Origin of the sequence: Actinokineospora spheciospongiae (assembly GCF_003182415.1) — a bacterium.
Lineage (GTDB): Bacteria > Actinomycetota > Actinomycetes > Mycobacteriales > Pseudonocardiaceae > Actinokineospora > Actinokineospora spheciospongiae.
This window is the reverse complement of record NZ_QHCP01000001.1, coordinates 114951-136330: the sequence shown is the minus strand read 5'-3', so window position 1 is coordinate 136330 and position 21380 is coordinate 114951. Positions and strand designations below refer to the sequence as shown.

Sequence of the window (21380 nt, the reverse complement as noted above, 5' to 3'; positions counted from 1 at the left end):
AGTATTCTTCGACCTCGCGCGGGCGGGTGGGCGAACACCCCGCGACAAAACCACGGGGGGCGTCGTGCAGGTGAGCACGCTGAGCGGGGCGGCCGGGAGCAGGACCGGTCGCCGCCGCCGGGTCAACCACGACGTGGCGCACCTGGGGCTGGGCCCGCTGCTGGCGGTGGTCGCCGACGGCCTCGGCTCCAGCCCCGGCAGCGCCCACGCGAGCCGCACGGCGGTGGAGCTGCTGATCGGGCACGCGGGTGGCGGCGTGGACGGGCTGCGCGCCGCCGTGGTCGCCGCCCACGAGCGCGCCGCCACGCACGCCGCCGGGAACACCACCTTCGCGGGCTGCGCGCTGACCGCCCTGGCCGAGTGCGCGGACGGGTTCTGGGTGGTGCACCTCGGGGGTTCGCGGCTGTACCGGTTGCGCCGCGGCCTGCTGGAGCTGCTGACCGCCGACCACACCATGGCCTGGCTGGACACCGTGCACAGCCCGCCCCCGTTCGGTCCTCCCGCGACCAACCCGACCCGCCGCCACCTGACCCGCTACGTCGGCCACTTCGACCGCCCCGCCCCGGACCTGCTCCGGCTGGACGTGGCGGGCGGCGACGTCCTGCTGCTGTGCTCCGACGGCGTCTCCGGGCAGGTCGCGCACACCCGCATCGCGGAGGTCCTGGGCTCCCCCGGCGCCCCGGAGGCGATGGTGGCGACCCTGCTGGCGGACGCGGAAGCCGCGGGCGGCGAGGACAACGCCACCGCGGTCGTGGTCCGCGCGGACCGCCACGCCCCGGCGGGCACCCCGCCGCAGCTCAGCAGGCGCTGACCCCGTCGGCCCACGAAGGGCGGGGCGCGCGGCTCGCGGTGGTGGCGGCGAGGACGTCCGCCGCCCAGTCGATCGGCCGGGTGTGCCCGACGGCGGCGCCGAGGCGGCGCAGGCGGGCCCGCCGCTCCCGCACGGGCAGTGCGAGCGCGGTTTCCACTGTCGACACCAGGTCCTCCGGTGACGCCGGGTCGGTGAGCAGTGCGCCCGCGGCGAGGCGTTCGGCGGCCCCCGCGCACCGGGACAGCACGAGCACGCCGGTGCCGCCGGTGGCGACCTGGGCGGCGACGAACTCCAGGGCGGTGAGGTTCATGCCGTCGCGCAGCGAGGTCACCCAGAACACGTCGGCGGCGGCGTACTGGCGGACGACCTCCGGGAACGGCAGGCCGGGCAGGTGCTCCACCGGCCGCCAGGTGCCGGTGGACCACCGCCGGTTCACCTCGGCGACCCGGCGCGCGAGGTCCCGCCCGGTGGTGTCGTAGGCGGTGACGCCCGGTTCCGGCGGCGGGCACACCAGCCGGAAGACCAGTTCGCCGCGCAGGTCCGGGCGGCGGCGCAGCAGCTCGTCGACCGCGTCGACCTTGGCCACCGGCGCCTTGGCGTAGTCGAGGCGCTCCACCGACAGCACCAGGCGCGGGGTCCGGCCCGGCGCGTGCGCGCGGGCCAGGTCCTCCACCAGCGGCCGGTTGATCCCCAGCGGGTGCACCCCGACCGCGGGCCCGCCCGGGACCGCGCGGCGGAAGTTCTCGGCGAAACCGCGGGTGTGGAACCCCGCCCAGTCCAACCGGGTCAGCGACTCCCGGACCTCCTCGGCCACCGGGAGCCGGTCGAACACGGCCGGTTCCGGGAACGGGGTGTGGTGGAACAGCCCCACCACCAGGTCGGGTCGGGCGGCGCGCAGCAGGCCGGGGACGAGCCAGAGGTTGTAGTCGTGCAGCCACACCACCACCCCGGGCCGGGCGAGCGCGCTGACGTGCTCGGCGAAGCGCTCGCTGACCCCGCGGTGCACCGACCACGCCCGCGCGTCGAACCGCAGCAGGTCCGGGCGCGACACCAGGACCGGCCACAGGGTTTCCTTGCAGGCGCGGTGCACGGAGTCCGACCACTGGGCGCGGGTCAGCGGCAGGAAGGCCAGCGGCAGGCCGGTGCCGTGGTCGTCGGTGCGGGTGTGGACGGCCGTGGTCGCCCACACCGCGTCCAGGCCCTGGGCGAACAGGGAGGTCAGCGTGGGCAGGATGCCGTTGGGGCTGCCGGGTGGGCGCCACCCGCCCGGCGTGGGCACGACCGGGGGCCGGTGGTAGCCGACGACCAGCGGCCCGCGGTCGTCGACCCAGCCCAGGGCGCGCAGTTCGGCGAGGATCGCCGCCGCCCCGGCCTGCCCGGGGCGGTGCGTGGCGCCGGGGCCGACGGCGGCGGTCAGGCCCGGTTCGGCGCCGCCCACGACCACACCGCGCGCGCCGGTGGTGAACAGCGACAGGTCGTTGAGCGAGTCACCGGCCACCAGGACGTCGGTCATCGACCACCCCCGGTGTGCGGCCAGGGCGCGCAGCGCGGCGCCCTTGTCGACCCCGCGCGGGAGCACGTCGAGGAAGCGGCCACCGGAGTGCAGCAGGTCGCACCCGAGCGCGCGGACCGCCTCGACCAGCTCGGCGGTGACCTCCTCGGCGAGGTAGGAGCAGCGCCCCTCCTGCGGCACGCCTTCCTGGTACGCCAACGGAAAACCGCGCAGCGCGGCCCGCACGCGCGCCGCCCCCGGCCACCCCCGGCGCAGCAGGTCCTGCACCTCGGGGACGGTCCTCAGGGACCCGTCGTACACCGTCGCGCCCACGTCGCCGATCACCCAGGCGGGCCGGGGCACGAGCGGGTCGCGCAGCACCTCGGCGACGGAGGCCCGCCCGCGCCCGGTGGCGAACACGACGGTGATGTCCGGGGTGAGCGCCGCCAGCAGCGCGGCGCGCTCGGCGGGCGTCCCGGCCAGCAGCGTCCCGTCCAGGTCCGTGACCAGCACCGGCATCGTCGCCCCCAGTCAAGCGAACGCCCGGTGACCAGGACAAGACCCCCGGGTGAAGCCGCTTCACGTTAGGACACCGCCCGGGCCCGCCCACCCGTGGTGCGACGACGATCACCCGCCGCTCACCCGTTCGGCGGCCTGCGCGCGGGTGGGCGCGGCGCTGGAGCCGACCCCGGTCACCGACGCCGACCCGCAGGCGACCGCCAGCGCGAGGCACGTGCGCAGGTCGGCCCCGCCCAGCAGCCCGTGCACGAACCCGGCGTCGAAGCAGTCCCCGGCGCCGGTGGTGTCCACGACGTCCACCGCGGGCGCGGGCAGCGCGCAGAACTCCTTGCCCCGCAACGCCAACGCGCCGTCCGCGCCCCGCTTGACCACCACCGTCCCCACCACCTCCGCCAGCACCCGCGCGGCGTCCTCGACGGTAGCGGCCCCGGTCAGCCGCAGCGCTTCCTCGGCGTTGGGCGCGAACACGTCCACCTGGGCGAGGACGTCCCGCACGGCCCCCAGCGCCACCGGCACGTCCTGGCAGTCCATGAACACCAGCGACCCCGCCGCCCGCGCCCTCCCCAGTGCCCGCGCCACCCCGGCGCCGTGGCGCAGGATGGGCAGCAGCAGCACGCGCGGGCGGTGGGCGGCCACCAGTTCCCCCAGCGGCGGTTCCACCGCCGGGTCCCGGTAGCTGACCATCGCCCGGTCCCCCGCACCCGACAGCACGGCCGTCACGTTGCGCTGCGGCCCGTCGACGGCGGTGAACCCGCTCCCGTCCAACCCTTCCCGCCGCGCGACCGGACCCGGGCGGCGGGGCGCGGTCCCCGGTGGAGGACCGGAACCGGACGGGTGAACCGGGGTGCCCCTCGGCGGCGCGGGAGTGCCCCCGGCCGCTCCGGTGGGGATACTGGCCGGGTGGGTCCACTCGCCTTGCGGTTCGTCGGGCACTCCACCGTGCGGGTGGAGCTGGCCGGGCACGTCGTGCTGACCGACCCGGTGCTCACCGACCGGGTGTCGGCGCTGGCGCGGGTGAGCGCGCCCAGCACCCCGGCCGACCGCGCCGACGTGGACCTGGTGCTCCTGTCGCACCTGCACGGCGACCACGTGCACCTGCCGTCGCTGCGGCTGCTCAGCCCGCACGTGCGGGTGGTGGTGCCGCGCGGGGCGGGCGACTGGCTGCGGGCGAAGGGCGTGCGCAACGTCGACGAGCTGGCCCCGGGCGCGGAGCTGGAGCACGGCGACCTGTGGATCACCGGTGTCCCCGCCGAGCACTCCGGGCACCGGTGGGGGCCGCGGTCCACCCGGGGCCCGCAGGCCCGGGCCATGGGCCACCTGATCGACGGCGCCGGGCAGCGGGTCTACGCGGCGGGCGACACCGACCTGTTCCCGGGGATGGCCGACCTGCGCGAGGTGGACGTGGCGCTGCTGCCGGTGTGGGGGTGGGGTCCGACGCTGGGGCCCGGGCACCTCGACCCGGTGCGCGCGGCCACCGCCGTCGAGCGCGTCCGGCCGGGGGTGGCGGTGCCGGTGCACTGGGGGACGCTGGCGCTCGCCGGGCTGCCCCGGCTGCCCGGCGGGCACGGCAGGCGGATGCGGCGGCTGCTGCACGACCCGCCGCACGAGTTCGCCGCCGCCGTCGCCGGGACCGGTGTGCCGACCCGGGTCCTGGTGACCCGACCGGGCGACGACGTGCCGCTGCCGGACCCGCGATGAGCGACTTCCCCGCCCTGAACCGGGCAAAACCGACCACCCCCGGAACCGGCACACCAATCCCGGTCCCGGTCACCCACTCCACCGACCACATACCGCCGCCGGACCCGCGATGAGCGGCATCCCCGCCCTGAACCGGGCAAAACCGACCATCCCCGGAACCGGCACACCAACCCCGGTCCCGGTCACCCACCCCACCGACCACATACCGCCACCGGACCCGCGATGAGCGGCTCCCTCGGCGTGGACCGGGCGAACCTGACCACCCCCGACCCCGCCACACCAAACCGGGTCCCGGTCACCCACCCCACCGCCCCCGACCCCACCACCGGAACCGGCACACCAACCCCGGCCCCGATCACCCACCCCACCGACCACATACCGCTACCGGACCCGCGGTGAGCGGGTTCCTCGGAGTGGACTGGGCGAACCCGTCCTCCCTCGGCTACCCGGTGATCTTCGGCGGGGTGCTGCTGGGGTCGGTGGTGCCGGTGGTGCCGACCGGGGCGGTGGTCGGCGCGGGCGCGGCGATCGCGGTCAGCGGCGGGCACCTCGACCTCGTGCTGGTGGTGCTGCTGTCGACCCTGGGCGCGCTGGTGGGCGACCTGGTCACCTTCGGCGCGGGCCGCGGCGGGCGCGGCGCGCTGAGCCGGTGGTTCGAGCGGCGCCAGTCGCCGGAGAAGCTGGCGGGGGCGCGGGATCGGTTCGCCGCGCGCGGCTGGGTGCTGGTGGTGGTCGGGCGGCTGGTGCCCGCGGGCCGCATCCCGGTGCTGCTGGCCGCCGGTGCCCTGGACTACCCGTGGCGGCGGCTGGTGCCCGCCGCGGCCGCCGCGTGCCTGCTGTGGGCGGTGGCCTACGCCGCGCTGGGCGTGCTCAGCGGCGGGCTGTTCGACAACCCGCTGGTCGCGACCGTCGTCGCCACGTTCCTGATCCTGCTGGTCACCCTGGCCGTCGGTGGGGTCCAGCGGCTGCGGCGGCGCGGGGAGGAGCGGCGCGGTGCCGCGTGACACCACCGGCAGCCTCGTGCGGGGCGGGCGCGTCGTGGCCCGCCTGCTGCTGGTGTGGGTGCTGGTGGCGGTGAGCCTGCACCTGCTCGACCTGTGGCTGACCGACTTCGCCATGCCGCGGTGGTGGCAGCCGACGGTGTTCGCCGCCGCGGTCGGCCTGCTCAGCGCCGTGGTCTGGCCGCTGATCATGCGGTTCGTCCCGCCGGGGCTGGTGCTGCTGCTCGGCCTGGGCTCGTTCCTGCTGCTCGGCGCGGGCGTGCTGGCGATCTCGCTGGCGGTGCCGTACGTGGTGATCGGCGGTCTGCGCACGGCGGTGCTGGTGGCGGTCGTGGTCTCCGCCGTGGCCGGTCTGGCGTCGAGCGTCCTGGCGATCGACGAGGACGAGGTCTTCTTCCGCCGCGCGGCCCGCCGGTTCCGCGACGGCGACCGCTCCCCCGCCGATGAGCCACCGGGGGTGCTGCTGCTCCAGATCGACGGGCTGGGCCACGACACCGTGCGCCGGGCGGTCCGCGACGGCGACCTGCCCACCCTGGCGCGCTGGCTGTCCACCGGCAGCCACGTGCTCACCGACTGGCACTGCGACTGGAGTTCGCAGACCGGGGCGAGCGTGTGCGGGCTGCTGCACGGCTCCAACGACGACATCCTCGGCTTCCGCTGGTACGAGAAGGACCGCGACCACGTGATGGCGTGCGCGCACCCGGGCGACGCCGCCGAGATCGAGCGCAGGCACTCCGACGGCCGCGGTCTGCTCGCGGGCGGCGGCGCGGCCCGCGGCGGGCTGTTCACCGGTGACGCCGAGCAGACCAGCCTGACCATGAGCGCGGTCCCGTTCCTCACCCGGCGCCCGCGCGACACCATCGGCGCCGGGTACTACGCCTACTTCGCCAACCCGGTGAACCTGTTGCGCACCCTGGGTTCGGCGCTGGTCGACGTGCTGCGCGAGGTGTCCGCCTCCACCCGCCAGCGCCGCGCCGGGGTGCGACCGCGGGTCAGGCGCGGCGGCTTCTACCCGTTCGCCCGCGCGGGCACCACGGTCATCGTCCGCGACCTGGTCGTGTCCGCGCTGATCGGCGACATGCTGGCGGGTCGCCCGGTGGTGTACGCGGACTTCCTGGGCTACGACGAGGTCGCCCACCACACCGGCATCGAGCGGTTCGACGCGCTGGCGGTGCTGCGCTCGATCGACCAGCAGATCGGCAGGCTGCACCGCGCGGCCCGGCTGGCCCCGCGCCGCTACCACCTGGTGGTGCTCTCCGACCACGGGGTGACCCAGGGCGAGGCGTTCACCAACCGCTTCGGCGAGTCGATCGAGCAACTGGTCGGCAGGCTGTGCGGGGAGCCGCGGTCCGGGCGCGGACCGCGCCGCTCACCGGCGGAGGGCTGGCAACTGGGGGCCGCGGTCGCCGAGGCGTCCACCGGCTCCGGTCCGATCGCGAGCGCGCTGCGGGCCCGCGCGGCCCGGGCGGCGGCCCCCGACCGGCACCGCACCGAGCAGGGCAGGCCCGCGGCGGTGACCAGGGCGGCGCCCGGGGTGGTCGTGGTGGTGTCCGGGCACGTGGCGATGGTGTCGTTCACCGACGTCGAGGGCCGGGTGGACGTGGAGACCGTCGAGCGCCTGTTCCCCGACCTGCTGCCCACCCTGGTCGACCACCCCGGGGTGGGGTTCATGCTGGTGCGCAGCGCCGAATCCGGCCCCCTGGTCCTCGGCCGCGACGGCATCCGCCACCTGTCCGACGACTCCGTGCGCGGCGCGGACCCGTTGGCGCACTACGGCCCGCACGCGGCGGACCTCATCCGCCGCACCGACGGCTTCGCCCACTGCCCCGACATCCTGATCAACAGCCGCTACAGCCCGGCCACCGACGAGGCCTCGCCGTTCGAGGTCCACGTCGGCTCGCACGGCGGCCTCGGCGGCGGGCAGTCCCGCGGCTTCCTGGTGCACCCGGCGGAGTTCCCACCGCCTGGCGAGATCATCGGCGCCGAGCACCTGCACCGGGTGGTCCGCGATTGGCTCACCGGCCTGGGCCACCCCGAACCGGGCCAAGCCGACACCGGAGCCCGGACCGCCCCTGTCCCGCCCGGGTGAAGTCGGCGGAGAACGAGGCCGCTCACTCACGGTTCGCGCCCGGACGCCGCCGACTCCGGCCGGACAGGACAGCCCGACCCGCCGCCGAACCGACCGACCGGTGATCGGTCACACCGGCCGCATCGACGAAAAAGTGGGCGACAAACAGTACTGACCGCACAAGTTTCACCACATCGGGCGTACACGATCAGGTGTATACAGCTCAGTACCATCACCCTCCGAACTGGGGAGGTCGATGGTGGTGGCCGAGCGCGCCGCGGAACCGGTGGTGCGGGAGCGGGAACAGCAGCGGCGGTGGGTGGTGGCGCTCGGGCTCCTGGCAGCCGCGCCGGTGCTCCTGGCGGCCTGGGAGTCCGTGCGGACGACCCGGGTCAACGTGCTGCTGGACTACTGGCACGTGCTGGCGAAGGTCACGTCGGACTCCGGTTCCCTGGAGTTCGGTCCACTGTGGATCTACCACCTGGAACAGCCGTTCGTCCTGCCGTCCCTGCTGTTCTACGGCGACGCCGCGTGGTTCGGCGGGGACAACCGGGTGCTGACCCTGCTGACCGTCGGGTTGCTCGTCGTCGCCCTGGTGGCGATGCGGTCGATGCTGGCGGTCAGCGGGGTCGCGCGGGCGGCGGTCGTGGCGGTGTTCGCGTTCCTGGTCTGCACCCCGCACCTGGCGGAGCTGTGGGTGCAGGCCACGAACGGCATGAGCTGGGTCCCCGCGGTGGTGCTGTCGGTGCTGGCGGTCGTGGCCGCGCACCACGGGCGGGTGGGGTTCGCCCTCGCCGCCGCCGCGGTGGGCGCGGTGTCGTTCGGGGCGGCGATGCCGGTGTGGTTCGCCGTGGCCCTGGTGCTGTGGTTGCGGCGGGAGCGGTGGTGGCGGGTCGTGGTGCCCGCGGCCGTGGGGGTCGTGGTGGTCGCGGGGTGGTTGGCGACCCGGCCGCCGGAGGCGCAGTCGATGGCCGGTTCGGGATTCGCGCCGGTGGCGCGGGCAAAGGTCGTCACGGCGGTGCTCGGGAGCGTGTGGACCTCGGCCACCCCCGCGGTCGCGGTGGTGGTGGGCGCGGCCGTGGGGGCGGTGCTCGTCGGGCTGGGGATCGCGGCGGCACGGCGGCGCGGCAGCGCGGAGACCGTCGCGGACGCCGGGTGGGTGGGGTTGGCGGCGTACGCGGTGGCGGTGGCCGTGCTCATCGGGCTGGGGCGGACCACCCCGGCCGCACCGGGTGGCAACGCGGGCCTGATCAGCCGCTACGCCCTGGCGGGTGTGCTGGCGACCTGCGCCCTCATCGCCCTGCTGGTCCGGCGGCGGCCGGTGCCGGGGCGGGTGGCGGTCCCGCTCGCCGCGGCCCTGGTCGCGATCACCTTCGTGACCGGAACCGCGAAGGCCGGGGCCGTGCGCAACTCCTACGCGCCCCTCGGCGTGGTCCCGGTGGCCCTGCGCATGGAGAGCACCCGGGCGCTGGCCGCCCTCCAGGTCCAACCCGCCGTGCTCCCCGCCGCCAAGGCCCTGGGCGTGTACCCCTTCGACGGCACCCACACCCTGGGCTGCGCGAACCTGGAACTCGGCGACCGCGTCGACCCGGCCCGCACCCGCGACCTGCCCCGCGCCGACGGCGTGGTCGACGCCCCGGCCCTCACCGCGGACACCGTGGTCGCGGGCTGGGCCGACCTCGGCGGGCGGGCGGGCACCTGCGCCCTGGTGACCACCCCGGACGGGCTCGTGGTCGGCGGCGGCCCCACCGCCCTGCCCCGCCCCGACGTCCCCCGGACCGGCGGCCTGGCGGGCTTCCGCGTGGTCGTCGGCCCCGGGGCGAGCGACGTCCTGGTCCACCTCGACGGCACCTTCCACCGGGTGCTCGGCCGCCCGGACGCCTGAGCCCGCTCAGCCCGCGCGGAAGCCCTTCACGAGGCGCCGCTGCCAGGGCGTCTCCACGGCGTGCTTGCGGTAGTGGGCGCGGACGTGGGCCACCGCGTCCCCGGGTGCGGCCCCGTCCAGGACCGCCAGGCAGGCCAGGGCCGTGCCGGTGCGCCCGTTGCCACCACCGCAGGCCACCTCGACGCGCTCGGTGTCGGCGCGGCGCAACAGCTCGCGCAGGTCGGCGACGAAGCCCGGGCGGTCCAGGGGCAGCCAGAAGTCCGGCCACCGGACCCACCGGGTCTCCCACGCGAACTCCGGCGGCCTGCGCCCCCGCAGGTGCAGGGCGAAGTGGGGTTCGGGACCGGCGGGCAGCGGGTGGCGCAGGCCGCGCCCGCGCACGAGGCGGCCGGAGGGCAGCCGCAGCACTCCCTCGGCATCGGCATCCCAGGTCGACATCACGCCAGGCTAGAGCCCACCACCGACACCCGGGCCATCACCCCCGGGGCAGGCGCAGCCCGGCCAGGAGGACCCCGACCATGCGACGGGCGTCGTACCGGGGGTCCTTGCCCGCGCCGATGCAGAGGTTGCCGACGCCGAACATCAGCTCCAGGGCCTGGATGTCGGAGCGGATCTCGCCCGCCCCGGCCGCGGCGTCGAGCAGTCCGGCGCAGACGGGCACGAGGCGGTCGAGGAAGTGGGCGTGCAGGGTCGTGGAGGTGGGGTCGTCGGACCGCAGCGCTTCGGCGAGGCCGTGCTTGGTGACCAGGAAGTCGACGAAGAGATCGATCCACCCGACCAGGGCGGTGTGCGGTGAGCCGCTGGTCGCGAGCAGGTCGGGTGCCGCCGCGGCGCACGCTTCGACCTGGTGGCGGTAGACGGCGACGACGAGGTCGGCCCGCGTCGGGAAGTGCCGGTAGATCGTGGCGATGCCGACGCCCGCCGCGGCGGCGATGTCGCGCACGGGCGCGTCGACGCCGGAGGCGACGAACGTCGCGGCGGCCGCTTCCAGCAGCGCCTGCTCGTTGCGCCGGGCATCGGCCCGCTTCCTGGGCGCGGACGAGCCCGGTCCGCTGTCGGTGTCGGCCACTGACCTGTCGCCCCCATCACTCGGCTTGCCAAACGGAACATTGATCCGTATGTTCAGTAGTGGAACAGCGATCCGTTTGGCCATCATGTCAGACCGCCCGTCCCGTCACCACTCACCCCCACCCGTCAAGGAGATCCCGTGCACGACCTCGTCAGCACACCCGTCCTCTCGCTGCGCCCGGTGGCGCTGGCGGCCCCGGGCCGCGGCACCGACCTGCACGTGCGGGTGTCGGCCCCGGCGACCGGCGACGGACTGCCCGTCATCGTCTTCTCGCACGGCTTCGGCGAGTCGTTGGACGGCTACGCCCCATTGGTCGACTTCTGGGCCGCCCACGGGTTCGTGGTCGTCCAGCCCACCCACCTCGACTCGCGGACGCTGGACCTCGCACCCGACGACCCCCGCCACCCCGACATCTGGCGCACCCGGGTCGAGGACCTGACCCGGGTCGTCGACCAGTTGGACGTCGTCGAAGCCGCCGTCCCCGGCCTCGCCGGGCGCCTCGACCGGAGCCGCGTCGCCGCCGCCGGGCACTCCTGGGGCGCCCAGACGGCGAGCACGCTGCTGGGCGCGCGGGTCCTCGACGCCGACGGCGTGCCGGGCGAGGACCTGTCCGACCCGCGGATCACGGCCGGTGTGCTGCTCGCCGCGCCGGGCACGGGGGGCGCCGACCTGGCACCGTTCGCCGCCGAGCAGTTCCCCTTCATGAACCCGGGCTTCGCGGGCATGACCACGCCCGCCCTGGTGGTCGCCGGGGACGCGGACCAGTCCGCCCTGACCACCCGGGGGCCGGAGTGGTTCACCGACCCGTACTCCCTGAGCCCGGGGCCCAAGAGCCTGCTCACCCTGTTCGGGGCCGAGCACTCCCTCGGTGGCATCACCGGCTACGCCGCCACGGAGACGACCGACGAGAGCCCCGAGCGGGTCGCGCTGATCCAGCGGCTCACCTCCGCTTTCCTCCGCAGCGCGCTGTACCCCGGGGACACCGGCTTCGCCGCGGCGCGCGCCGAGCTGGCGGAGAGCACCGATCCCCTGGGCCGGGTCGAATCCAAGTGACGCCCCGGGAAACCCGACATCCCAGAACACCGGAAAGGCCCCGCGACACCACGCCCAGCTTCGGCATCATGACCGCCCCCATGCAGGTCGACCACCGGGACCACTCGGTGGACAGCCTCGCCGTACCCCACCGGTGTGGCCCGCTGGGCCGCCGCCGAACTCGTCACCGCGTCGGCCTGACCGGTCGACGGCCCGCCCTCAGCGGTCGGGCTCGGGCCGGGGCCGCACCAGGAGCAGGGCACCGGCGACGACGAACGCGCTCAGGCTCACCACGTTCAACACCCGGTCCACACCGTCGTACATGTCCAGGTGCTGGACGTGGTAGACCAGGTGCGGCACGCTGAACACCACCCACGCCAGCCCCGTCGCAGCGACCAGGGCGGTGGTGCGCGGTCGCCACGCGGCGGCGAGGCTCAGGGCCGCGAACCCGAGGTAGAAGGAGCCGACGTCCTTGACCAGGTGCTGGTTGTAGGGGCCCAGCCGGGGCAGCCAGCTCATCCCCAACCCGGGGAACGTCGCGTACCAGCCCTCCGCGGCGAAGTAGGCCCACCCGCCGATGAACGCCGCCACGACCGCGAGCACCAGCAGCAGGACGCGTTGGGCGGTGGCGGTCACGAGCGCGCCAGCCACTCGTCGAAGGTCTCCACCCCGAGCGGGCCGGGCCCGGTGGGCAGGAGGCCGCCGCCGGACAACTGGGCGCCGAGCTTGCCCGGGGGCCGGATGGACAGCACGAGCCGGTGCCCGCCGCGAGCGCGTTGCACCTGCCGGATCATCGCGGGCACGTCCCGCTCCTGCGGTCCCGCCAGGTCCGGTGCCCGCCCCACCGGTTCGGCCTCGGCCGCCGCCACCAGCGCCGCCGCGACCTCCCTGGCGGCGATCGGCTTGCTGCGCATCCGCGGGGCCAGCACCACCGGCCCGAACGCGGTGCGGCGCAGCACCTGCTCGGCGAACTCGTGGAACTGGGTGGCGCGCAGGACGGTGGCGGGCACCGGCCCGGCCAGCACCAGCTCCTCCTGCCGCCGCTTGCCCAGGTAGTAGCCCAGGTCCACCCGGTCGCAGCCGACGATGGAGAGCACCACGTGGTGGCGCACCCCGGCGTCGGCCCCGGCCCGCAGCAGCCGCGTGGTGGCCTGCTCGAAGAACGCCACCGACTCCGCGGCGCTGGTGGTGGTCACGCTGCTGACGTCGATCACCGCCTCGACCCCGTCCAGGGCCGCCGCCAGCCCTTCCCCGGTCACCAGGTCCACCCCGGCCGACCGGGCGATCACCACCGGCTCGTGCCCCGCCGCCCGCGCCGCCTCGACCACCGGGGCACCGACGGCCCCCGTTCCACCCGCCACCGCGATCCGCATGTCGCACCTTCCCGTCCGTCGAGTTCCACTCCCAGGACGAGGCAGGCGGCCGGGATGTGACACCGGGCGCTTCCGGCAGGTCAGCGGGGCGGTTGCGATGGCGGCGGCCCCGGCGGGGCGGGATGCTGGGCGCGCAGCGGTGTCGAGGGAGGGATCGGGCGTGGGTGAGCCGGACTGGGTGCGGCACGCGATCTGGTGGCACGGGTACCCGCTGGGGATGACCGGCGCGTACCCGGCCGACCCGGCGCCGGGACCGCACGAGCACCGGCTGCTGCGACTGCTGCCCTGGCTGGACCACGCGGTGCGCCTCGGCGCCTCCGGCATCGCCCTCGGCCCGGTGTTCGCCTCCACCAGCCACGGCTACGACACCACCGACCACTTCCGCGTCGACCCCCGCCTGGGCGACGACCAGGACTTCGACACCCTGGTCACCGAGGCCCGGCAGCGCGGTCTGCGGGTCCTGCTCGACGGGGTGTTCAACCACGTGGGCCCGGGGTTCGGTCACCCGGGGTGGCTGCGGCCCGGGCACACCTTCGAGGGGCACGAGGGCCTGCTGACCCTCGACCACGCCAACCCGGAGGTCCGCGACCACGTGACCGCCGTGCTGGCCCACTGGCTGGACCGGGGCGCCGACGCCTGGCGCCTCGACGCCGCCTACGCCACGCCCCCCGACTTCTGGGCCGACGTGCTGCCCCGGGTCCGCGCCCGCCACCCCGGCGCCTGGTTCGTCGCCGAGGTCATCCACGGCGACTACGCCGACTTCACCACAAAGTCCACAGTGGACAGCGTCACCCAGTACGAGCTGTGGAAGGCGGTGTGGTCGAGCCTCAACGACGGCAACCCCCACGAACTGGCCTGGGCCCTGACCCGCCACGACGGCTTCCTCGACACCTTCGTCCCGGCGACGTTCGTGGGCAACCACGACGTCACCCGCATCGCCGCGAAGCTCACCGACCCACACCACCTCCCCCACGCCCTGGTCGTCCTGTTCACCACCGCGGGCACCCCCGCCGTCTACGCGGGCGACGAACTGGGCCTGCACGCGGTCAAAGAGGACCGCCACGGCGGCGACGACGCGATCCGCCCGGAGTTCCCCGCCACCCCCGAGGACCCGTTCCCCGGCAGCGACCCGGCCGTCCTGCGCCTGCACCAGGACCTCATCGGCCTGCGCAGGCGCCACCCCTGGCTCCACACCGCCCGCACCAGGATCACCGAAACCACCCACGAACACCTGACCTACGAATCCACCTCCGGCGACAACACCCTGGTGGTCACCCTCAACTACGGCCCCGGCACCGTCAGGGCGGCGGGCACCGAGGCCGTGGCGGGCGAACCCGCCGACCACCTCGGCCCCTTCGGCTGGCGCATCGCCCGACGCTGACCCGCGCCCGGGCCCCGAACCCACCGGTCGCACGAGCAGGCGGGCTCACGACCGGTCGAACAGCCCGTTCACCGCGTCGTAGTCCATCGCATCCGCCAACGCGCCGTAGGTCCCCTCGGCCAGCACCTCCCGCGTCGCCCGGTGGACCAACCCGAAAACGGCCTTGCTCACAGCGGCGCCGAGGCTGACCCGGCGCACCCCCGCGGCGCCCAACTCGGCGATGCCGGGGGCCCCGGGTCCGGCGAGTGCGTTGACCGGCAGCGGAACCGCGGCGGTGAGCGCCGCCAGCACCTCCAGGTCCAGCAACCCCGGCACGAAGAACGAGTCGGCCCCCGCGTCGGCGTAGACCCGCCCCCGGCTGACCACCTCGTCGAACCGACCGCCGGGTTCGCCGATGCCGAGCAGGTACACGTCGGTGCGGGCGTTGATCCACAGGTCAGCCCCACCCGCGGCACGGGCGACGCGGATCAGATCAGCCTGCGCGGCAGCGGCGCGCAGCTCGGTGCCGGAGAGGGGGTCCTCCAGGTTCACCCCCACGGCACCCGCGTCGACGACGCCCCGCACGGTGGCGGCCACGTCCTCGTAGCCGCCCTCGACGTCGGCGGTGACCGGGACCTGGACGGCCCCGGCGATGCGCCGCACGGCCTCGACCATGTCCGCCCCGCTCACCCCGTGCCCGTCCGGCCTGCCCAACGACCACGAGACCCCGGCACTGCTGGTCGCCACGGCCGCCGCCCCGGCCCGCACGACGGCGACGGCGCTGCCCGCGTCCCACGCGTTGGGGAGCACCAGCACACCGTCGTCGTGCAGCGCCCGGAACGCCGCCGCCTTGTTCTGCCACTCGCTCATGTCTGCTCCAGCACGGGGTAGGGGAGGTCATCGGGACCCGAGCCGACTCGGGCCGGGCGCGCGGGTGGGCCGAGCCACCGCCCTCCGCGTCGGCGCCCGATCCTAGCCGCAACCGGGTGCCGCCCAGCCCCGCCGCAGGCCGCGTGGTCGGCGCGGAGCCCACCCGCGCCCCCTCCACGGACGGGTCAACCCTGGCGCACCTCGGCGGCCCCTCCCCTCTCCAATCCTCTTGCGACACACCGAATCCGGCCCAGCACAACGGTTTCTAGGTTAGCCTCACCTAATCGCCCCCCTGTTGCGACCTCCCGGGACCGGTGGGACCGTCGAAGCACCGCCGGGCGAACCACCCGGTGGCCAGACCGCGAGGACTGCCGACTCCCACCACAGGAGAAGCCATGACCACCACCGAGATGCCCGCCGTCAACGAGTGCACCGTCACCGGCTGCTCGTACAACCACGACGGCTGCCACGCCTTCGCCATCACCGTCGGCGGCAGCAACGGCGCCGCCGACTGCGGCACCTTCGTCCCGCTGGCCCGCAAGGGCGGCCTGGACAAGGTCGTCGCCCAGGTCGGGGCCTGTTCCCGCGTCGACTGCAAGTTCAACGCCAACCTGGAGTGCACCGCCTCCGGTGTCCGCGTCGGCCCCGGCCAGGGCGCCCACGACGCCAACTGCCTCACCTACACCACCAACTGAACACCCGCCCGGAGCCGCGTCGGCGAGCGCAGACCGGGCGGCCTGCGCACCGACGAGCGCCCGAGGACCCCGCGCGGGCTCCTCGGGCGCTCAAGCGCCCTCGGGGCCTTCCGCGAGCGAATCGGCGACCACCCCGCGAAAACACCGGCGACCGAAGCACACGCCCCAGTGGGTTCGAGCGATATTCGGTCGTGGTGTCGGCGCTGTGGCGCTACGTTCGCCGCTGCACGTTCACCGGTCCGGGCGTTCGATCGCTGTGCGGTCCGGGGTTCGGACCACACGGGGAAGGACTGCGGTGGCAGAGGGCAGGTTGCGGTTCGGCATGGTGGCCAACCCCCGCGACGCACAGCAGTGGCGGACGGTGGTGCGCCGGGCGGAGGACCTCGGCTACGACACCCTGCTGACCGCGGACAACCTGCACATGCCTGCTCCCGCGGTGTCGCTGGGGATGGCCGCGGGTCTCACGCAGCGGTTGCGGCTGGGCACCCTGGTGATGTCCGGCGCGCTTCGCGTGCCGCGCATGGCGGCACGGGAGGCCCACAGCCTGTCGGTGCTGACCGGGCGGCGGTTCGAGTTCGGCATCGGGATCGGCAACCCGGGGACGCGCGCGGCAGCGCGGGAGCTGGGGCTCGCGCACGAGGGCGGCGCGTTGAAGCGGGTGGCCGCCACCGTCGCCGCGCTGCGGGAGTCGGACGGCGAGGAACACACTCCGGTGATGATCCCCGCCGCGGGCCCCCGGGCTCGCGCGCTGGCAGCGGAGATCGCCGACATCGTCATGGTCGCCGCTCCAGCCCTGGCCACCCGCGACGAGGTGGCGGCGCTGGTGCGTGAGATCCGTGCCGCGGCGGGCACCCGCCCGGTCGAGTTCGCCATGACCGTGTTCGCGGTCGAGGACCGCCTGGAGCCGTGGGCCGAGAACCTGCTCGGCGCGTCGACAGCCGAATTGTCGGCCCGGGATTCGCTGTCCCTGCTACGGGGAGACCCTGTCGCCACGGCCGATGAACTGCTCCGTCGCCGTGACCGGCTCGGTGTCACCTACTTCGCCGTGCACGGCAGCAACACCGACGCGTTCGCCCCCGTGCTCGAGCGGCTGACCTGCCGCTGAACCCGCGCGTGGGACCTGGGGTGTCCACAGCTCCGATCACCCCTCTGGCAGCAACCCCACGAGCCGCCGGGTGACGACGTCGAGCGGTTCCACGCTCCGCTTGCCGCGGCACAGCACCACCGCTCCCTCGATGGCCGCCAGCACCAGCGCCGCCAGCTCGTCGGCCTCCTCGGTCCGCACCCCGGCAGCCTCGATCGCCTCGCGCAGCAGCCCCTGCCACCGCTCGAACGCCTCCCGGACCACCGCCTCGGCCTCGGGCAGGTCCGCCCGGGCGTCCACGGCCAGGGCCACGATGGGGCACCCGGCCCGGAACCCGCCCGCGACGAGCACCTTCTTCCAGAACGCCGCGATGCGCTCGACCGCCGCCCGCGCGTCCCCGGCCTCGGCGGCCTGCGAGATCAACCCGCTGATGACGTCGGCCGCCCGCCGCCCGGCGGCGAGGATCAGTTCGTCGCGCCCGCCGGGGAAGTGGTGGTACACCGACCCGCGCGGTGCCCCGGAGTGGGTCAGCACGGCGTCGATGCTCACCGCGGCGGCGCCGCGTTCGCGCATGAGGACGATGGCGCTGTCGATCATCCGGTCGCGGGTGCCTCGGGGGGACACGGTCAGCTCCGGCCGGTGATGTCGAGGAGGGTGGCGAGGGTGCGGGCCTGTTCCTCGAAGGTTCCGTCCACCTTGGCCAGCAGGGTGGTGATCCCGGCGTCGCGGTAGCGGGTGACGCGGTCGGCGACGGTGTCGGGGAGGCCGATGAGGTTGGTCATGGTGCCCAGTTCCAGGGGGACGGCGGCGGCGGCTTCGGCGCGCCTGCCCCGCTGCCAGAGGGCGGCGACCTCGGCGACCTCGTCGGCGAAGCCCAGGCGGGCGAAGGCGCGGTTGTAGTAGTTGTCCGGGCCCGAGCCCATGGCGCCGATGGTGAAGGCGTAGCCATTGGCGTGCTTGCGGCCCAGTTGCGCGGCCTGCTCGGCGGTGTCGGCGAAGGAGACGGCGACCGGGGCGACCAGGTCGAGCGCGTCGAGGCAGCGGCCCGCGGCGCGGGCGCCCTCGGCCAGGGGGTCGAGGAAGACCTCGGCGGATTCGGGGATGAACGCGTTGCCGAGCCAGCCGTCGGCGGCCTCGCCGGTGAGGCGGAGGTTGGCCGGGCCCATGGCGGCGACGTAGACCGGCACGTGGGCGGGTTCGACCATGGGGGTGAGGGGTCTGCCCCGGCCGCCGGGCAGGGGCAGCGGGTAGACCTCACCGGCGTGTTCGAGGCGGTGGCCGCCGCTGACGGTGCGGATGATCTCGATGGTCTCGCGGGTGGTCTGCACGGGTTTGCGGAACGGCACCCCGTGCCAGCCCTCCATGACCCGCGGGCCGGACACGCCCACCCCGAGGGAGAAGCGGCCACCGGAGAGGGCTTGCAGGCTCAGCGCGGAGGTGGCGAGCAGGGCGGGGCTGCGCGAGCCCAACTGCACGACGAAGGTGCCCAGGCCGATCGTCTCCGTCTTGGCGGCGAGGTAGGCCAGGCCGGTCAGGGCGTCGTAGCCCCACACCTCGGCCACCCAGAGGGAGTCCACCCCGAGGCGTTCGGCCTCCACCGCGAACTCCGCGGCCCCGGGGAGCCTCGGTTCGACCAGCACGCCGACCTTCATCCGCACCCCTCCGCCGTACTATGCTCTATGACATATTAACGACTGGAGGTGTGGCGTGCGCTACCGGGACTGCCCGACCGTCGAGGTCACCGAGCGGATCGAGACCACCCCGGAGGCCGCGTGGGCGCTGGTCACCGACATCGACCTGCCCGCCCGCCACTCCCCGGAACTCCAGTCGGTGGCCTGGGTGGGCGACGCGGACCGGGTGGCGGTGGGCAACCGGTTCGTCGGGCACAACCGGCACCCGCGGATGGGCGAGTGGTCCACGGAGTCGGTGGTCGTGGAGGTGGAGGACGGGCGGCGGCGGGTCTGGCGGGTGACCGCCGCCGGGTCGACGATCGCCACCTGGGGTTTCGAGGTGGACCCGGGGCGCGGGGCGGTCCTGGTGCGGCAGTGGGGGCGGATGGGGCCGGACCCGTCGGGGCTGACGGCGGTCATCGCCTCGATGCCGGACAAGGAGGGCAGGATCATCGCCCACCGGCTCGCGGAGTGGGAGGCGGGCATCCGCGCGAACCTGGCCGGGATTCGCGCCGAGCTGGGCGGCTGAGGCACCGTCCACCCGGGAGTTGCGCCGGAATCGCCCGGTCACAGCGGGTGAGGCGTTACTGTGGCCGTCGATAGCGACATCGGGTCGACGTGGGGGTCGGCCGAGCGGGAGACTGGGGCGGCCGCGACTCATGAATGACCTGTTCATCACGATCGCGCTGTGCGTCGTGGTCGCCGTCGTCTACGCCTCGGCCGCGCTGATCCAGGCCCGGGTTGCGCACCTGTCGGTGCGGGAGCTGCTGAAGGTGCCGGTGTGGTGGCTGGCGCAACTGCTCAACGTGGCGGGCGCCGGGCTGCACGTGCTGTCGCTGAACTTCGGGCCGCTGTCGCTGATCCAGCCGCTGGGCGTGCTCACCCTGGTCATCGCGGTGCCGCTGACGGCAGCGGCAGGCCACCGGCGGGTCACCCGGCTGGAGGCGGTCGGCATGGGCGCCACCGTGGTCGGCCTCGCCGGGCTCACCATGCTGATCACCACCGGTGGCCGCTCGGACACGCTGACCAACGCGGAGCTGTCCGGGCTGCTGCTGGCCACGACGGTGCTGGTCGCGCTGCTGGGCATCAAGGGCAGCAGGCCGGGGGCCTCGCCGCTGTGGGAGGCGGTCGCGGGCGGCATCGCGTTCGCGGTGTGCTCGGCGCTGTGCCAGACCGTGGTGCGCAACCTGGAGAGCGGGGGCCCGGGGGTCCTGCTGCGCCTGGGCACGCTGCTGACGGTCGTGGCCATCGTCGCGTTCGCCATCGCGGCCACCGTGCTCACCCAGCAGTCCTACCGCGCCGGGCTGGGTGCCCCGCTGGCGGTGACGAACCTGGTCAACCCGGCGAGCGCCACCGCGATCGGCGTGGTGTTCCTGGGCGAGGAGCTGGCGACCAACGGGTTGCTGGTGGTGCTGGCGGTGGCCTGCGCGGCGCTCGCCGCCTTCGGGGTCACCCGCCTGGCCCGCGCCCGCGACGTGGTGCCCGCCGCCGTCGCGGAGACCTCCCCCGCCACCGGGTGACCGGTGCCGTGACAACCGGAGCACCCGCGCGCTAGGATTGTGAACACTGGTGTTCGCAAACCCCTTCGGGAGGCCCCACGTGCGCTGCCTGCTCGTGACCACGGCGATCTGCGCCCTCATCGGCGCCTCGACCACCCCGGCCCGGGCCCAGGCCGCGGAGCAGGAGCAGGACCGGCTCAACGCCTACCGCGTGGCGACCGGTTCGGTGGGCGCCGCGGTCACCACCCGCGACGGCGACGCGGTGGCCGGGTGGGGCAGCGGCCGCACCGCCGTGCTGACCGGGGTCGCCCCCGACGAGCACACCCGCTTCCGCGTCGGCAGCCAGACGAAGATGTTCGTCGCCACCGTTCTGTTGCAACTGGTCGACGAGGGCAGGCTCGACCTGGAAGCGCCCATCGAGCAGGTGCTGCCCGGCGTCGTGCACGGCCCCGGCATCGACCCGAACGCGATCACCGTGCGGCACCTGCTCGAACACCGCTCCGGCATCCCCGACTACCTCGGCTTCGTCGGCGGCGACTACCTCCAGACCGCCGTGCTGCTGCTCAACCCCACCTGGCAGATCACCCCACCCACCCCGCAGCGACTGGTGGACGAGGGCACCGGCAAGGGCGCGCAGTTCGCCCCCGGCCAGGGCGGCGCGTACTCCAACACCGGCTACACGGTGCTGGGCATGCTGGTGGAGAAGCTGACCGGCCAGGACCTGCGCACCGCCATCAAGGAACAGGTGCTGGACCGGGTCGGCATGCCCTCGACGTTCCTGCCCGCCCCGGGCCAGAAGGCGCTGCCCGCCCCCGCCTCCCACGGCTACCTGTCGGTGGGCGGCATGGCCTTCGCCGACGTCACCGGCTACGAGCCCGCCGTCTGGGGCGCCGCGGGCGGACTGGTCTCCACCGGGGAGGACCTGACCGCGTTCCTCAACGCCCTGTTCAGCGGGGAACTGGTGTCCCCCACCCTGCTGACGCAGATGCGCGACGTGGCACCCGGCCCCGGCCTCCCCAACTACGGCCTGGGCCTGCAGCGCTACAGCACCGACTGCGGCCAGGTCTGGGGCCACTCCGGACAGATCGCCGGCTACACCACGCTGACCGTGGGCGACGGCGAGCGGGCGGTGTCGATCGCGATCAACAACACCCCGGTCGTGGCCGACAGCGCCGCCGCGTCACAGGCGCAGCGGGACCTGGTCAACCACGCCCTGTGCGGGTGAGCGACGACCGGCGCCGACCGCCCCGGGCG

The 21380-nt window shown here is 74.9% G+C and carries 21 protein-coding genes; 12 read left to right on the top strand and 9 right to left on the bottom strand.

The window, feature by feature from the left end:
• Nucleotides 1–70 precede the first annotated feature (70 nt).
• Nucleotides 71–811 (top strand): PP2C family protein-serine/threonine phosphatase, encoded by a 741-nt coding sequence (locus DFQ13_RS00605; RefSeq protein WP_233438207.1) that lies wholly within the window; start codon nucleotides 71–73, stop codon nucleotides 809–811.
• On the opposite strand, the gene DFQ13_RS00600 is transcribed toward DFQ13_RS00605, so the two are convergent.
• Both DFQ13_RS00600 and DFQ13_RS35445 read right to left on the bottom strand, forming a co-directional pair.
• Entirely contained in the window at nucleotides 798–2822 is a 2025-nt protein-coding gene (locus DFQ13_RS00600; protein WP_110078393.1) for a trehalose-6-phosphate synthase, read from the bottom strand. The genes DFQ13_RS00605 and DFQ13_RS00600 overlap by 14 nt on opposite strands.
• A gap of 108 nt (nucleotides 2823–2930) precedes the next feature.
• Nucleotides 2931–3587: a carbohydrate kinase family protein gene (locus DFQ13_RS35445; RefSeq protein WP_219994192.1), complete on the bottom strand. Its 657-nt coding sequence runs from the start codon at nucleotides 3585–3587 to the stop codon at nucleotides 2931–2933.
• A 135-nt stretch (nucleotides 3588–3722) separates the two neighbouring features.
• Here DFQ13_RS35445 and DFQ13_RS00590 point away from each other — a divergent pair, with 135 nt between their 5' ends.
• From DFQ13_RS00590 to DFQ13_RS00570, 4 genes are all read left to right on the top strand, one after another.
• Complete coding sequence (locus tag DFQ13_RS00590; protein ID WP_110078392.1) at nucleotides 3723–4520, top strand: MBL fold metallo-hydrolase; 798 nt, start codon at nucleotides 3723–3725, stop codon at nucleotides 4518–4520.
• 395 nt (nucleotides 4521–4915) lie between these two features.
• The gene (locus tag DFQ13_RS00580) at nucleotides 4916–5524 is read left to right on the top strand and encodes a DedA family protein (protein WP_407643114.1); all 609 of its coding nucleotides are present in this window, start codon (nucleotides 4916–4918) and stop codon (nucleotides 5522–5524) included.
• Nucleotides 5514–7610, top strand: coding sequence for an alkaline phosphatase family protein (locus DFQ13_RS00575; protein WP_110078390.1), 2097 nt, complete (start codon nucleotides 5514–5516; stop codon nucleotides 7608–7610). The genes DFQ13_RS00580 and DFQ13_RS00575 overlap by 11 nt, the downstream gene beginning before the upstream one ends.
• A 235-nt stretch (nucleotides 7611–7845) precedes the next feature.
• Nucleotides 7846–9474 carry a DUF2079 domain-containing protein gene (locus tag DFQ13_RS00570; RefSeq protein WP_110078389.1) on the top strand — a complete coding sequence of 543 codons (1629 nt, stop codon included), beginning with the start codon at nucleotides 7846–7848 and terminating at the stop codon, nucleotides 9472–9474.
• Nucleotides 9475–9480: 6 nt separating this feature from the next.
• Here DFQ13_RS00570 and DFQ13_RS00565 read toward each other — a convergent pair whose 3' ends face one another.
• The gene (locus tag DFQ13_RS00565; RefSeq protein ID WP_219994190.1) at nucleotides 9481–9912 is read right to left on the bottom strand and encodes a protein-tyrosine phosphatase family protein; all 432 of its coding nucleotides are present in this window, start codon (nucleotides 9910–9912) and stop codon (nucleotides 9481–9483) included.
• 37 nt (nucleotides 9913–9949) lie between these two features.
• Entirely contained in the window at nucleotides 9950–10543 is a 594-nt protein-coding gene (locus DFQ13_RS00560) for a TetR/AcrR family transcriptional regulator (RefSeq protein ID WP_110078387.1), read from the bottom strand.
• 138 nt (nucleotides 10544–10681) lie between these two features.
• On the opposite strand from DFQ13_RS00560, the gene DFQ13_RS00555 reads away from it, so the two are divergent.
• Nucleotides 10682–11596: an alpha/beta hydrolase family protein gene (locus DFQ13_RS00555; RefSeq protein ID WP_110078386.1), complete on the top strand. Its 915-nt coding sequence runs from the start codon at nucleotides 10682–10684 to the stop codon at nucleotides 11594–11596.
• A 198-nt stretch (nucleotides 11597–11794) separates the two neighbouring features.
• On the opposite strand, the gene DFQ13_RS00550 is transcribed toward DFQ13_RS00555, so the two are convergent.
• Both DFQ13_RS00550 and DFQ13_RS00545 read right to left on the bottom strand, forming a co-directional pair.
• Nucleotides 11795–12226 (bottom strand): hypothetical protein, encoded by a 432-nt coding sequence (locus DFQ13_RS00550; protein ID WP_219994187.1) that lies wholly within the window; start codon nucleotides 12224–12226, stop codon nucleotides 11795–11797.
• On the bottom strand, nucleotides 12208–12948 hold the full coding sequence (locus DFQ13_RS00545; RefSeq protein WP_035279127.1) for an SDR family oxidoreductase: 741 nt from the start codon (nucleotides 12946–12948) through the stop codon (nucleotides 12208–12210). The genes DFQ13_RS00550 and DFQ13_RS00545 overlap by 19 nt, the downstream gene beginning before the upstream one ends.
• A gap of 160 nt (nucleotides 12949–13108) precedes the next feature.
• Between DFQ13_RS00545 and DFQ13_RS00540 the strand changes: the two genes are divergently transcribed.
• The gene (locus DFQ13_RS00540) at nucleotides 13109–14329 is read left to right on the top strand and encodes an alpha-amylase family glycosyl hydrolase (RefSeq protein WP_110078385.1); all 1221 of its coding nucleotides are present in this window, start codon (nucleotides 13109–13111) and stop codon (nucleotides 14327–14329) included.
• A gap of 45 nt (nucleotides 14330–14374) precedes the next feature.
• On the opposite strand, the gene DFQ13_RS00535 is transcribed toward DFQ13_RS00540, so the two are convergent.
• A complete protein-coding gene (locus tag DFQ13_RS00535) occupies nucleotides 14375–15178 on the bottom strand; it encodes an isocitrate lyase/PEP mutase family protein (protein ID WP_035279129.1) in 804 nt (267 codons plus the stop codon).
• A 395-nt stretch (nucleotides 15179–15573) separates the two neighbouring features.
• On the opposite strand from DFQ13_RS00535, the gene DFQ13_RS00530 reads away from it, so the two are divergent.
• Nucleotides 15574–15873, top strand: coding sequence for a DUF1540 domain-containing protein (locus DFQ13_RS00530; RefSeq protein WP_110078384.1), 300 nt, complete (start codon nucleotides 15574–15576; stop codon nucleotides 15871–15873).
• A gap of 295 nt (nucleotides 15874–16168) precedes the next feature.
• On the top strand, nucleotides 16169–16978 hold the full coding sequence (locus DFQ13_RS00525) for an LLM class flavin-dependent oxidoreductase (RefSeq protein ID WP_233438206.1): 810 nt from the start codon (nucleotides 16169–16171) through the stop codon (nucleotides 16976–16978).
• A gap of 36 nt (nucleotides 16979–17014) precedes the next feature.
• Here the strand turns inward: DFQ13_RS00525 and DFQ13_RS00520 are convergent, their stop codons facing one another.
• Nucleotides 17015–17581 carry a TetR/AcrR family transcriptional regulator gene (locus DFQ13_RS00520; protein WP_233427445.1) on the bottom strand — a complete coding sequence of 189 codons (567 nt, stop codon included), beginning with the start codon at nucleotides 17579–17581 and terminating at the stop codon, nucleotides 17015–17017.
• A gap of 2 nt (nucleotides 17582–17583) precedes the next feature.
• A complete protein-coding gene (locus DFQ13_RS00515; RefSeq protein ID WP_110078383.1) occupies nucleotides 17584–18609 on the bottom strand; it encodes an LLM class flavin-dependent oxidoreductase in 1026 nt (341 codons plus the stop codon).
• Nucleotides 18610–18664: 55 nt separating this feature from the next.
• Between DFQ13_RS00515 and DFQ13_RS00510 the strand changes: the two genes are divergently transcribed.
• The 3 genes from DFQ13_RS00510 (at nucleotide 18665) to DFQ13_RS00500 (ending at nucleotide 21351) form a co-directional block, all read left to right on the top strand.
• On the top strand, nucleotides 18665–19156 hold the full coding sequence (locus DFQ13_RS00510; RefSeq protein WP_110078382.1) for an SRPBCC family protein: 492 nt from the start codon (nucleotides 18665–18667) through the stop codon (nucleotides 19154–19156).
• Nucleotides 19157–19286: 130 nt separating this feature from the next.
• Nucleotides 19287–20147, top strand: coding sequence for a DMT family transporter (locus tag DFQ13_RS00505; protein WP_110078381.1), 861 nt, complete (start codon nucleotides 19287–19289; stop codon nucleotides 20145–20147).
• 79 nt (nucleotides 20148–20226) lie between these two features.
• Entirely contained in the window at nucleotides 20227–21351 is a 1125-nt protein-coding gene (locus DFQ13_RS00500) for a serine hydrolase domain-containing protein (protein WP_181399775.1), read from the top strand.
• Nucleotides 21352–21380 lie beyond the last annotated feature (29 nt).